Here is a 12,562-nt window from a genome sequence, read left to right on the forward strand (position 1 = left end):
ACGGTTCCTTGGTCGACATGGAAGCATTGAAGCGGCAGGCGGCGGCGCGGGCGCTGGAAGAGGTCGAGAGCGGGATGAAGCTCGGCCTCGGCACCGGCTCGACGGCCAAGCATTTCGTCGATCTGCTGGCTGAGAAGGTCCGCGCCGGCCTCAAGGTCGTGGGCGTGCCGACCTCGGAGGCGACACGGGCGCAGGCGCAGGCCTGCGGTGTGCCGCTGACCACGCTCGACGAGATCGACCATCTCGACCTCACCATCGACGGTGCCGACGAGATCAACCCGGCGCTCGACCTGATCAAGGGCGGCGGCGGCGCGCTGCTGCGCGAGAAGATCGTCGCCAGCGCCTCGGATCGCATGATCGTGATCGCCGACGAGAGCAAATGGGTCGGAAAGCTCGGCCGCTTTCCGCTGCCGATCGAGGTGATCCCGTTCGGGCTCGCCGCGACGCAGCGCGAGATCGGCAAGGCGTTCGCCAAGGCCGGCGTCTCCGGAGCGATGGGCTTGCGTAAGTCCGCAGATGGCCACGTTTTCGTCACCGATGGCGGCCACTGGATTGTCGATGTCCGCCTTGGGGAGATCGAGGATCCCCCGCGCCTGGCGGGTCTTTTGAGCGCAATTCCGGGAGTGGTCGAGCACGGGCTGTTCATTGGCCTCGGCAGCACGGCGATCCTGGCAGGCGCACAGGGTATTCGCGTTATCCAGCGGCCTTGAGCGCAGCACGATCTGCGCTTTGGGCCGCAATCTCACAGGAGACTTGGAATGAAGAGCGTGTTCAGAATCTTGCCGGCCGCCGGAATCGTGCTGGCCCTGGCTTCGGCCAGCCCCGCTGCCGCGCAGGGCCAGGCGCCGGCGCTGAAGCCGGCCTCGCCGGCCTGCATGGCCGGCGCGCGCGAGATTCTGTCGATGAAGAACGCGGCTGCGATGTACGCCAATGCCGTCCCGGGCATCGTGCAGCAGACCAAGCAGGCGCTGCTGCAGTCCAACCTCAACTACCAGAAGGACCTCGACGAGGTCGCCGTCTCCGTCGCGCAGACCTATGCCGGCAAGGAGAAGGAGATCGGCGAGAAGATGGCGCAGATCTACTGCAACGAGTTCTCCGACCAGGAGATCGCCAACCTCGTCACTTTCTACAAGTCTGCCATCGGCCAGAAGCTGCTTGCGGCCGAGCCGAAGGCGATCCAGATGAGCATGCAGGCGATGAACGGGTGGGCGGCGGAGTTCTCCGACACGGTCACCGCGCAGTTCCGCGCCGAGATGCGCAAGCGCAACAAGCCGATCTGAGGCGGGTTGCAAGGACAGGTCGGGGGAGAGATGGCTGAATTCGACGTCGACCTGTTCGTGATCGGTGGCGGCTCGGGGGGCGTGCGCGCCGCCCGCATCGCGGCGGGCTATGGCGCCCGCGTGATGGTCGCCGAGGAATACCGCATGGGCGGCACCTGCGTGATCCGCGGCTGCGTGCCCAAGAAGTTGTTCGTCATCGGCTCGCATGTCCGCCAGGAGATCGCTGATGCCGAAGGCTTCGGCTGGACGATCCCGACCGCGACGTTCGACTGGAAGACGCTGATCGCCAACAAGGACAAGGAGATCGCGCGTCTGGAGGCGGCCTACGCCACCAATGTCGAGAAGTCCGGCGCCAGGATCGTCAAAACCCGCGCCGTGCTGGAGGACGCCCATACCGTGCGCCTCGGCACAGGCGAGAAGGTCACCGCCAAATACATCCTGATCGCGACCGGCGGCGCGCCCAATCACGGCACCCCGATTCCCGGCATCGAGCACGTCATCTCCTCCAACGAGGCGTTTCACCTGGAGGAGCTGCCGCGCCGCATCGTGATCCAGGGCGGCGGCTATATCGCGCTGGAATTCGCCTGCATCTTCGCCAATTTCGGCTCCGACGTCACCGTCGTCTATCGCGGCGACAACATCCTGCGCGGCTTCGACGAGGACGTCCGCAAGCACGTCCGCTCGGAGATGGAGAAGGAAGGCATCACCATCCTGACCGGCTGCACGATCAAGAGTGTCGACAAGCACGGCAAGGACTACACGACCCATCTGTCGAACGGCTCCAGCATCGCCTCCGACAAGGTGATGTTCGCGATCGGCCGCCATCCGGCGGTGGCCAATCTCGGCCTGGAAAAGGCCGGTGTCGCCATCAATCCGCGCAATGGCGGCATCGCGGTCGATGCGTTCTCGCAGAGCTCGGTGCCGAGCATCTACGCCGTCGGCGACGTCACCCATCGCTTCAACCTGACGCCGGTCGCGATCCGCGAGGGTCATGCCTTTGCCGACAATGTGTTCGGCGGCAAGAGCGTGCGCGTCGATCACGCCGACATTCCGACCGCCGTGTTCTGCCAGCCCGAGGTCGGCACGGTGGGTCTCACCGAGACCCAGGCGCGCGAGATGTATGACCGCGTCGACATCTACAAGACTACGTTCCGCCCGATCAAGGCGACGATGTCCGGCCGCGACACCCGCGTCCTGATGAAGCTCGTCGTCGATGGCACCAGCGACCGCGTGCTCGGCTGCCATATCGTTGGCGACATGGCCGCCGAGATCACCCAGGCCGTCGCCATCGCCATCAAGATGAAGGCCACCAAGGCCGATTTCGACGCCACCGTCGCGCTGCATCCGTCTGCGGCGGAAGAGTTGGTGACGATGCGCACGGTGACCGAGCGCCACGTGCGGCAGGCCGCGGAGTAGGGCGCTGCGCCTTTCCGCTTCGTCCGGCCGCGTATAGACTTCCGCCGTCAAGCAAGGACGGGGAGAGTCGATGCGGCGATGGATGATGCTGGCGCTGGCCGGATGGAGCCTGCTCGGCTTTTTCAGCCCGGCGCTCGCCGATGCCCGCATCGCGCTCGTCATCGGCAACTCGGCCTATCGCAGCGTCAGCCGCCTCGAGAATCCCAAGCATGACGCGGCGCTGATGGCCGAGACCCTTCAGGGGCTCGGCTTCGATCTCGTCGGCGGCAGTGCGCGGCTCGATCTCGACGAGGCCACGATGCGCCGCGCGGTACAGGAGTTCGGCGCCAAGGCGCGCGGCGCCGACGTCGCGCTGGTCTATTATGCCGGCCACGGCGTGCAGGTGCGCGGCGCCAACTATCTCGTGCCGGTCGATGCCAACCCCGCGCGCGAGGCCGATGTCGATTTCCAGATGCTCGACGTCAACGTCGTGCTGCGCCAGATGGAGAGTGCCGGCACCAAGCTCAATCTCGTGATCCTCGACGCCTGCCGCAACAATCCGTTCGGCGGCCGCGGCCTGCGCGACGGCGGCAGCGGCCTCGCGCAGATGCGCGCGCCGGAGGGCACGCTGATCTCGTTCGCGACCCAGCCCGGCAACGTCGCGCTCGACGGCCGCGACGGCAACAGCCCGTTCACGAAGGCGCTCGCCGACACGATCAAGCGGCCTGGCCTCGACATCTTCAAGACCTTCAACCAGGTCGGCCTGGAGGTGAAGCGCGCCACCGGCGGCACCCAGCAGCCCTGGGTGTCGAGCTCGCCGGTCGACGGCGACTTCTTCTTCGCCGGCCAGCCGGTCGCGCCGGCTTCGACAGCGCCGCTGGCCTCCGCGGCATCACCCGATCCCGCCGAGCGCGCCTGGGCCGTGACGCAGAACACCACCAGCATCGCGGTGCTCGAGGATTTCGTGCGACAGTTCGGCGGCACGCCCTATGGCTCGATGGCGCGGGCGCGGATCGAGGAGCTGAAGACAAGTCAGACCGCGGCGCGTCCGGCTGAAACGCCGATCGAGCGTGCGCAGGCGATCCTTCCCAACCCGCATCTCGTGCCGCGCACGGTCAAGCGCAACGTCTCGCAGGGCTATCTCAATCTGCGCCGGGAGCCCGGGCAGAAGTCGGAGATCCTCACCCGCATCCCCGCCGGCGAGACCGCGATGGTCGGCGGCTGCGTGATGCCCGGCGACGGTGTCAGCCGGTTCACGTCATGCCGCGCAGTGTGGAACGGCGTCGTCGGCTGGGTGTCGTCGAACGGGCTGGAGTAGGCGGCCTCGCGCGCTCAGAGTGTAGAATGCAGGTAGGGACCGTCCACCAACCCGCCGTCATTGCGAGCGCAGCGAAGCAATCCAGAGTCCTTGGCTTGGCCCTGGATTGCTTCGCTGCGCTCGCAATGACGAAGAAGTCTGGAGCTCGAGCGTCACCTCAACTCACATGCTGTGCGCTGCGCCGTCTTGCGAGGTACGGCAACGCGAACATGTAAAGCCCCGTGGCGAGCAGCACGATCAGCGGGAGCAGCGCCAGCAGACCGACCCAGGCGGCGGGCTGCTGCGTCTGCGTCATCGCCGCGATGTTGATGATGACACCGACCGTGAAGGCGATCGAGACCCATCGGTGGACTTGTCGGATCGTATTGGACCAGTTCATTGGCTCCTCCCCATGTGACAATGCCGATGAAAGTGCGGAAATCTCTCCGCCGTCATTCCGGGGCGTGCGAAGCACGAGCCCGGAATCCATTGCGCGGCAGTTCTCGCGGCCGGATGGATTCCGGGCTCGCCGCGCTTTGCGCGCCGCCCCGGAATGACAACCGAGCGCAGCAGAGGCCCAGCTCAGTCGAGCCGCGCCAAGGTCTGCTCCAACCCGTCAAAGAATTTCGGCCAGCCGTAGCGTGCGCCCTGATAGGCGCGGGTCTGGTCGGCGGCGAAGCCGGTCTGCTCCATGCGCAGATGGGTTCCTGTCGCGGTCGGCGTCAGCGTCCAGGTCACGACGCTGTCGAGACCGAGCGCGGCCCAGCTGTAGGACAGCGTCCTGTGCGGCTCGATCGTCAGCACCTGGCAGTCGACGACGCCCCAGTCCGCCTTCAGCTTGAAGCGATGGTCGAGCGACGGCAGGAAGTCGTTGGCCATCAGCCACTCCGCGATCAGATGCGGCTGCGTCAGCGCGCGCCAGAGTTTTTCCGGCGGATGCGCGAACTCGCGTTCGACGACGACGGTGCGGGTCTCCGGCGCAATGTCTGTCATTGGTCCATCCTGTTGAGCAGATTGTCGAGGTCGTCGAAGCGGCTCTCCCAGAATGCGGCCATGCGGCTGGTCCAGTCGAGCAAGGGTGCGAGCGCCTTCGGCTGGGCGCGATAATGCGTCAGGCGGCCTTCGTGACGCTCGCGTACCAGGCCTGCCTGCTTGAGCAGGCCGAGATGCTTCGACACCGCCGGCTGCGACACGCCGGCCTTGGCGGTCAGCGCGCCGACGGTCTGCTCGCCGTGGCGGCACAGCCCCTCGAAGATCGCGCGCCGGGTCGGATCGGCAAGCGTGCGGAACAGCAGGTCGGGAGAGCGGGGCATTCAATCCATAACTCGATGGTTATGGGTATATCCATAGCCTCATGGTTATGAATTGGCAAGGGCAGCGCTGCCGATCCGGCGCCAGCGCGATGATCAGCCCCTCGGCGCTGTGCGTGATCCGGACGGCGGCGCCGTCCGGATCACCTGTCGTGGACCGCGGATCAGGGCGTCAACGTCCATTGCTGCGAGCGGGCGGCCGAGGCGGTCGCGGTCAGCAGCTGATTGCCGAGGGAGGTGCCGTTCTGGCTCATCACTTCGACCGGATAGCTGCGCAGCGCGATCGTGCCGGCCGCAGCGTCATAGCGGAAGCGCTGGTTGTTGTTGCCGGTGCAGGTCCAGATGATCAGCTGCGCGCCGTCGCCATAGGTGCCGTTGTTGTCCAGGCAGTAGTGCGGGTCCTGCATGCTGCGGATCATGCCGGTCGTCTCGTCGTAGCTCCAGGTCTGGTTGGTGGTGCCGGTGCAGTTCCACTGGATCACGGCCGTGCCGTCGGCCATGGTGCCGCCGCTGACGTCCATGCACAGCGCCGACGTGCGGTTGACGATGCGGACCGGCTGGCGCGATGGTGCCGCGCTCGTGGAGACCGGCGCGTAGACGACGCCGAGCTTGTCGATGCCGTCGCCGGAGCGGCCGTGGAAGCCGGTGATCTGCCAGCCGCTCGGGGCGGTGTAGCTGGTGCAGCTCGCCGTCGACGTGCCGCCCGACAGGGTACGGCCCGCGCTGGTGCCGAACGCGATCCGGAAGATGCGCGTGTGGCCCTGATACTGGTCGCTGCACAGATTGACCGAGGTGAGATATTCGCCGCCGCCGAGCGTCAGGCTCTGGGCCGAGCCGCCGCTGCCGCCATGGCTGTAGACAAAGCCGTTCGAGAGCGTCAGCTCGACGGCGTCGACTCGGTTGCCGGTGCGGATGGTCAGCTTGCTGACCACGGGATTGGCGGGCAGCGCGGAGACGTCGTTGTAGCTCGTGCCGTGCGGGCCGCCGAACTGGTCGCTGAGCTTGCGGTTCGATGCCGTGGCCCAGCTCCAGTCGACCTCGACGGGGTGGTGATCGGAGAGCTGCGCGCCGTTCGAGTCCAGCGCATCCTGGCGGTCGACATAGCCAGACGCCTGCAGGGTCAAAAAGCCGTTGTTGCGCCACAGCACCTTGTCGACGATCTCGCAGTCCGGCCGGGCCGTCTGCGTATCGCCGCAGACCAGGGGAGCGCCGATCGGCGGCACGCTGCCGCCGCGCACCGTCTCGACCCAGGCGTCGTTGAAGCCGTGATGCAGGAACTCCCACATGTTCTGGCCGGCCCGCGTGTAGCGCGTGTTGGTGTCGCCCATCACCATGACGGCGTTGCCGGCGGAATTCGCCTCGATGTAGCTCAGGATCTGCGCCACGTCGGACTCGCTGTCGGCGAGATCGGTGGAGGACGTGCCGGACTGGGCGTGCAGGTTGTAGAAGTCGAGATAGACGCCCTCGGCCAGCCGCGTGCGGACCAGCGAGAAGCCTTTCGGCGTCAGCGCGTCGGAATCCGCGCGCTTGGTCCAGGTCACACGGTCGAGATCATCGAACGAATAGGTGCTGAGCGTGTTGAGGCCGTCGCCGATTCCGGCCGTGCCCGAGGTCGGCGTGCGATAGGGATGGTTGTCGCAGGTGTCGTAGAGCGCGGCGTGCCAGAGAAAGTCCTCCTGCACGTTGACGATGCCGAACTGGCGCAGATAGCAGCTGATCACGCGCGAATGCGCGTCGCTGCCGCCGTTATAGGCGGTCGGCGTTTCCGCGACGTTATAGGTCAGCGTGTTGAAGGTGCCGCTGTCCGCATGCAGCGGGCCGGCCAGCAGAGCGGCGCAGCCGGCTGCGATCGCGCCGGCGATGTGGTGAAGTCTCATTGTCGATCCCCTCGATCGTGTCCGAAAGCGGCGGCGCGATAGCATCTGCCGCGTGTCGCCGTGATGACGGATCGATGGATGTTCTGCGTGGCACGTGTCGTGCGGACGCGTGCCAGCCCAGGTTGTCACGGCCCCGCATCGAAGATCGACGTCACGCAGCGTGCGGCGGCGGCCATTCGTCCGCGTGAGCGCGATCACGGGCGTGACCCGCACTTGCGTCGTACACGGAACGAGGCAGCGGAGGCTGGCCGAGGCGTCGGGCGGCGCTCCTATTGATGCCGCGCCATACTCCTATCGGGGGACGCTGAGGGGACGCTGGGCTGCTAGCAATCCGATACTTTGCTGGAGACACCGGACATGCATGCCCATCAGGTTCCGCCGCGGCTCGCGCCCATCACATCGCAGCCAGTCACGTCGAAGCCATTCACCTCGAAGCCATTTGTTTCGAAGGAATGCCTCGGCGCCGTCGTTCTCGCATTCTTCCTGATCCTGCACATCGTCGCGATCGCGATTCTGCGAAAGGCGGACACGCCCGACCGCGTGGAGGCAAGTCCGGTTACGACGTTCCAGACCACTGATTGACGATCACTCATTTCCATTTTCTTCAGCCGGAGAATTATCATGCCCGGGCTCGGATCATTTTTGCTGCTCAGCGCCGCCGTTTTCTTCGGCGCCTTCGTGTCCGGTCTTGCAGGGTTCGCATTTTCAGCGGTCGCCGGCGCCATCCTCCTGCACATGCTGCAGCCCCTGGAAGCCGTGCCGCTGATGATGGCGTGCAGCGTCGGCGTGCAGGCAACGAACCTCTGGGCGCTGCGCGCCAGCATCCGCTGGAAGGAGAGCGTCGTCCTGATCATCGGCGGGCTGCTCGGCGTGCCCCTGGCGCTGTGGCTGCTGCACAATGCAGAGACACGTGTGTTCCAGCAGATCTTCGGCCTCACCATCGCGATCTACGCCGGCACCATGCTGTGCAAGCCGGCGCTGGGCAGTCTTCAACCGATGAGCCGAAGCCGCACCGCCATCATCGGCTTCGGTGGCGGCCTGATCGGCGGCCTCACCGCGATGCCCGGCGCGCTGCCGACGATCTGGTGCGAGATGCACGGCCTGCCGAAGACCGAGCAGCGCGGCCTCGTTCAGCCCTTCATCGCCGTCATGCAGATCGCCTCGCTCACGATGATGCTGGCGCGTCAGGACCTGTCGTCCAAGGTGGTCATCGATCTCGCTTTGAGCATCCCGGCGCTGCTCGCGGGGACGGCGCTCGGCGTGTTCGCCTTCCGCAAGGTCAATGATGCGCTGTTCAGGAAGATCATTTTGGGGATTCTGCTGCTGTCGGGATTGCTGCTGGTGGTCTGACCCGGAGTTCGCCGAGCGGTCCCGGCGGCGTCGTCCAGCCGCAGTCGTCATGTTCGGATATTCAAAAATTCCACTTTACGAATACCAGAATCTGTGATCTACTCTCCGCATCCCGCCTCACTCGGAAGGGGCGTTGCGCGCGATCGTCACGACACGCGAGGCGGGGAGCGATGGCCGCGATCAAGCCGCAGCGTGTCCGAAAGGGCGCGCGGACGAACGGCGGGGCCGCGGACGTGAAGTCGCAGCGTGCTGGCACCCCGATGCTGGTGCTACGTTCGTGATGGCGCTTGTGCGCCGCGCGGGCAATGGTGGCCAACAAGCCCGGCGCACCAGGCAGACTGCGTATAAGCGTTAAGACCGTCGCGCAGGGAATGCCGGAATGATCGGCTGAACCTGTGGTACCTGCCGCCTGCATTTTTTCAGCAGGCGGGCCATGGGCGAGGCCATCGTCCGGCATTCCCTGCGCCCTCCGATTGTTCGCGAGGGCGAGCCGCTCCATGAGACCTCGGGCATTCGTGTCGCGGGATCGAGAACGCGTGCCGGACGACCGGCGCCGTCGCGTCCCACTCCGCTGTCGTCCCGGGCCAGCCGCGACGGCGCGAAGCGGCGGCGGGGCGCCGACCCGGGATCCATACTCCGCGGCAGCCATTGGTTGGCGCAAGTCCATCCACCTCGTTTCACGACATGGGACGGGTGGCTATGGATCCCGGCGTTCGCCGGGATGACGGCGGTGGGTGTGGAGGCGCCGAGCGCAGCAACGGAAGGGAGAGCAGGGAGCTCGATCTGGAGTCTCAAGCCAGGCCTGAAATCCCTCGCAGCCGCAACGGCTTGGCCGGACAACCTAAATTCCGGATGGCAGTTGCCGGGCAGGCTGTGTATAAGGCGCGCGCCGCGGCGGGGGAACAGGCGTGCGGTTGCCGAGAGGGAGTAGAGAGCCATGACGGAGCGCTGGAGCCCGGAGAGCTGGCGGTCCAAGCCGGTGCAGCAGGTGCCTGATTATCCCGACCAGAAGGCGCTGGCCGAGGTCGAGGCGCAGCTGTCGACCTTCCCGCCGCTGGTGTTCGCCGGCGAGGCGCGCAACCTGAAGAAATCGCTGGCGCGGGTCGCGGCCGGCGAAGCCTTCCTGCTGCAGGGCGGCGACTGCGCCGAGAGCTTCGCCGAGCATGGCGCCAACAATATCCGCGACTTCTTCCGCGTTCTGCTGCAGATGGCCGTGGTCATGACCTATGCCGGCGCGGTGCCGGTGGTGAAGGTCGGCCGCATCGCCGGCCAGTTCGCCAAGCCGCGCTCGTCGCCGACCGAGAAGGTCAACGGCGTCGAGCTGCCGAGCTATCGCGGCGACATCGTCAACGACACCGCCTTCACGCCCGAGGCGCGCATCCCCAACCCGCAGCGCCAGCTCGACGCCTACCGGCAGTCGGCGGCGACGTTGAACCTGCTGCGCGCGTTTGCCACCGGCGGCTTCGCCAATCTCGGCAGCGTGCACCAGTGGATGCTCGGCTTCGTCAAGGACTCACCGCAGTCGAGGCGCTACAAGGAGCTGGCCGACCGCATCTCGGAGGCGCTCAACTTCATGCGCGCCTGCGGCCTCGATCTCGAGAGCCATCCCGAGCTGCGCGCCACCGACTTCTACACCAGCCACGAGGCGCTGCTGCTCGGCTACGAGCAGGCCTTCACCCGCGTCGATTCGACGACGGGCGACTGGTACGCCACGTCAGGCCATTTCATCTGGATCGGCGACCGCACCCGCCAGCTCGATCATGGCCATGTCGAATATTTCCGCGGCATCAAGAACCCGATCGGCCTGAAATGCGGCCCGTCGCTGAAGCCGGACGAGCTGATCAAGCTGATCGACATTCTCAACCCCAACAATGAGCCGGGACGGCTGACCCTGATCAACCGCTTCGGCGCCGACAAGGTCGGCGATCACCTGCCGGGGCTGATCCGCGCGGTGCAGCGGGAAGGGCGCAAGGTGGTGTGGTCGTGCGATCCGATGCACGGCAACACCATCACCTCGAATTCGGGCTACAAGACCCGGCCGTTCGACCGCATCATCTCCGAGGTGCGGGCGTTCTTCGCCGTGCATGCCGCCGAGGGCACCCATGCCGGCGGCATCCACCTGGAGATGACCGGCAAGGACGTCACCGAATGCATCGGCGGCGCGCGCGCGATTTCGGACGAGGATCTCAACGACCGCTATCACACGGTGTGCGATCCCCGGCTGAACGCCGAGCAGTCGATCGACATGGCGTTCCTGATCGCCGAGCTGCTGAAGCAGCAGCGCGGCGGCAAATCCACCCCGATGCCGGCGGTCGCGGGCTTCTGATGCTGCGCTTCTGGCGCGCGACGCTCAACTCGCGCAATGGCCTCGCCTTCGCGCTCCGCTCCGAGCAGGCGGTGCGCGAGGAGGTGATCGCGCTGATCCTGTCACTGCCGCTCGCCTATGTGATCGGCGCGACGCCGATGCGCAGCGTCGAACTGGTCTGCGCCATGCTGCTGGTGCTCGTGGTCGAGCTCTTGAACACCGCGATCGAGAAGCTCGCCGACCGCCTCACCACCGACCACGATCCGAAGATCGGCCAGGTCAAGGATCTCGGCTCGGCCGCGGTCGGCGTCGCGCTGCTGATGTCCGGCAGCTTCTGGCTGTTCGCGATCGCCGAGCGGCTCGGATGGTTGTGAACGGCGTGAGCGATGGCCGCTGATATCTTCCGGATCACGCTGGCCCAGCTCAATCCCACGGTGGGGGACATCGCGGGTAACGTCGCGAAGGCCCGGGAGGCGCGAGCGAGGGCGGCGGCGGATGGCGCCGATCTCGTGGTGCTGCCTGAGCTGTTCATTGCGGGTGGTCTCACACGAGACGCGATGCCGAGCGTGCGGGCCGACAGCCGCGCCGCGATCGAGACGCTGGCGCGCGAGACCGCCGATGGCGGGCCGGCGGTGCTGATCGGCACGCCGTGGGACGAGAGCGGCAAGCTCTCCAATGCCGTCGCACTGCTCGACGGCGGGCGCATCGCCGCGACGCGCTTCAAGACCAATTTGCCGGGTGATCAGCAGCGCCTGTTCACGCGCGGCCCCGCGGCCGGCCCGGTCAGCGTGCGCGGCATGCGCATCGGCGTTGCGATCGGCGAGGACATCTGGCCCGAGCAGCCTGCAGACGAGAACGTCGTCGAGACGCTGGCGGAGACCGGCGCTGAGCTGATCGTGGTCGCGGCCGCCGCGCGCTACATCCGCGGCGAAGGTGACCGGCGGCTGTCGGCGGCCGTAGCGCGCGTCACCGAAAGCGACCTGCCGCTGCTCTGGCTCAATCAGACCGGCGGTCACGACGGCGAGGTGTTCGACGGCGCATCCTTTGCGCTCAACGCCGATCTCTCGATCGCGGCGCAGTTGCCGGGCTTCGTCGAGGATGTGACCACGCTGACATGGCACAGGGGAGATGACGGCTGGCAGTGCAGCGGGCCGGTCGCCAAGCCGACCGAGGGCGACGAGGCGGACTACGCCGCTCATATGCTCCGCCTGCGCGACCGCGTCGGCAAGGCAGGCTTGAACGGCGCGGTATTCGGTCTGGCGGCAGGCATCGAGCCCGCGCTGTCACTGGGCCTGGCTGTCGATGCTCTCGGCGCCGACAAGGTTCGCGCCGTGCTGCTGTCCGGGCCGGACACGCGGCTGCCGGACGAGGCGATGGCATCCGCGGCACGGCTCGGCGTCCCCGCCGAGATCGTGCCGATTGCGGCGGCCATCGAAGGTGTCGAAAAGATCCTGCCCGGCCCGCTGCCGGACGACGCCCATCGTGATCTGCTGGCGCGGGTTCGCAGCACGTTGCTGACGGCGCTGGCGAATCATGCGGGCGCGCTTGCCGTTGATGCCAGCGGCGAGATCGCCGGCCGAGGCGGCATCGTCGCTGCGCTCGGCGGCATCACCCCGGCGCAGATGGTTCGTCTGGCCGCGCTGCGCAATCGCTGGACTCCCGCGGGCGCGTTCGGCCGATCAGGCGAGGTGATCTCGCCCGATCTCATCGCCCGCGCCGGGATGGAAGGATGATGCAGATGTCCCGGC

13 protein-coding genes are annotated in these 12,562 nt (G+C 66.8%); 9 read left to right on the forward strand and 4 right to left on the reverse strand.

Annotated elements, in window-relative coordinates; translation table 11 throughout:
- Positions 1 to 17 precede the first annotated feature (17 nt).
- The 4 genes from rpiA to ACQR0Z_RS32200 all read left to right on the forward strand — a co-directional run bounded on the left by rpiA (position 18) and on the right by ACQR0Z_RS32200 (position 3,993).
- A complete protein-coding gene (rpiA, locus tag ACQR0Z_RS32185) occupies positions 18 to 710 on the forward strand; it encodes a ribose-5-phosphate isomerase RpiA (RefSeq protein ID WP_434857808.1) in 693 nt (230 codons plus the stop codon).
- 48 nt (positions 711 to 758) lie between these two features.
- The gene (locus tag ACQR0Z_RS32190) at positions 759 to 1,280 is read left to right on the forward strand and encodes a DUF2059 domain-containing protein (protein ID WP_434857651.1); all 522 of its coding nucleotides are present in this window, start codon (positions 759 to 761) and stop codon (positions 1,278 to 1,280) included.
- 30 nt (positions 1,281 to 1,310) lie between these two features.
- The gene (gene gor / locus ACQR0Z_RS32195; protein ID WP_434857650.1) at positions 1,311 to 2,696 is read left to right on the forward strand and encodes a glutathione-disulfide reductase; all 1,386 of its coding nucleotides are present in this window, start codon (positions 1,311 to 1,313) and stop codon (positions 2,694 to 2,696) included.
- Between the two features lie 70 nt (positions 2,697 to 2,766).
- A complete protein-coding gene (locus ACQR0Z_RS32200) occupies positions 2,767 to 3,993 on the forward strand; it encodes a caspase family protein (protein WP_434921319.1) in 1,227 nt (408 codons plus the stop codon).
- 157 nt (positions 3,994 to 4,150) lie between these two features.
- Here the strand turns inward: ACQR0Z_RS32200 and ACQR0Z_RS32205 are convergent, their stop codons facing one another.
- The 4 genes from ACQR0Z_RS32205 to ACQR0Z_RS32220 form a co-directional block, all read right to left on the reverse strand.
- Complete coding sequence (locus ACQR0Z_RS32205) at positions 4,151 to 4,372, reverse strand: hypothetical protein (protein WP_434857648.1); 222 nt, start codon at positions 4,370 to 4,372, stop codon at positions 4,151 to 4,153.
- Between the two features lie 182 nt (positions 4,373 to 4,554).
- Complete coding sequence (locus ACQR0Z_RS32210; protein WP_434876774.1) at positions 4,555 to 4,965, reverse strand: SRPBCC family protein; 411 nt, start codon at positions 4,963 to 4,965, stop codon at positions 4,555 to 4,557.
- The gene (locus tag ACQR0Z_RS32215) at positions 4,962 to 5,285 is read right to left on the reverse strand and encodes an ArsR/SmtB family transcription factor (protein WP_434857646.1); all 324 of its coding nucleotides are present in this window, start codon (positions 5,283 to 5,285) and stop codon (positions 4,962 to 4,964) included. Before ACQR0Z_RS32215 ends, ACQR0Z_RS32210 begins: the two co-directional genes overlap by 4 nt.
- Before the next feature lie 161 nt (positions 5,286 to 5,446).
- Complete coding sequence (locus ACQR0Z_RS32220) at positions 5,447 to 7,159, reverse strand: jacalin-like lectin (RefSeq protein WP_434921320.1); 1,713 nt, start codon at positions 7,157 to 7,159, stop codon at positions 5,447 to 5,449.
- Positions 7,160 to 7,516: 357 nt separating this feature from the next.
- Between ACQR0Z_RS32220 and ACQR0Z_RS32225 the strand changes: the two genes are divergently transcribed.
- The 5 genes from ACQR0Z_RS32225 (at position 7,517) to ACQR0Z_RS32245 (ending at position 12,547) form a co-directional block, all read left to right on the forward strand.
- On the forward strand, positions 7,517 to 7,741 hold the full coding sequence (locus ACQR0Z_RS32225) for a hypothetical protein (protein ID WP_434876776.1): 225 nt from the start codon (positions 7,517 to 7,519) through the stop codon (positions 7,739 to 7,741).
- A 39-nt stretch (positions 7,742 to 7,780) separates the two neighbouring features.
- Positions 7,781 to 8,509 carry a sulfite exporter TauE/SafE family protein gene (locus ACQR0Z_RS32230; RefSeq protein ID WP_434857643.1) on the forward strand — a complete coding sequence of 243 codons (729 nt, stop codon included), beginning with the start codon at positions 7,781 to 7,783 and terminating at the stop codon, positions 8,507 to 8,509.
- Positions 8,510 to 9,446: 937 nt separating this feature from the next.
- Positions 9,447 to 10,835 (forward strand): class II 3-deoxy-7-phosphoheptulonate synthase, encoded by a 1,389-nt coding sequence (locus ACQR0Z_RS32235; protein ID WP_434921321.1) that lies wholly within the window; start codon positions 9,447 to 9,449, stop codon positions 10,833 to 10,835.
- Positions 10,835 to 11,188 carry a diacylglycerol kinase gene (locus tag ACQR0Z_RS32240; RefSeq protein ID WP_434921322.1) on the forward strand — a complete coding sequence of 118 codons (354 nt, stop codon included), beginning with the start codon at positions 10,835 to 10,837 and terminating at the stop codon, positions 11,186 to 11,188. Before ACQR0Z_RS32235 ends, ACQR0Z_RS32240 begins: the two co-directional genes overlap by 1 nt.
- 12 nt (positions 11,189 to 11,200) lie before the next feature.
- Positions 11,201 to 12,547, forward strand: coding sequence for a nitrilase-related carbon-nitrogen hydrolase (locus ACQR0Z_RS32245; protein WP_434921323.1), 1,347 nt, complete (start codon positions 11,201 to 11,203; stop codon positions 12,545 to 12,547).
- The last annotated feature ends 15 nt before the right edge of the window (positions 12,548 to 12,562 follow it).

The organism is Bradyrhizobium sp. HKCCYLS3077 (assembly GCF_051167555.1).
GTDB lineage: Bacteria > Pseudomonadota > Alphaproteobacteria > Rhizobiales > Xanthobacteraceae > Bradyrhizobium.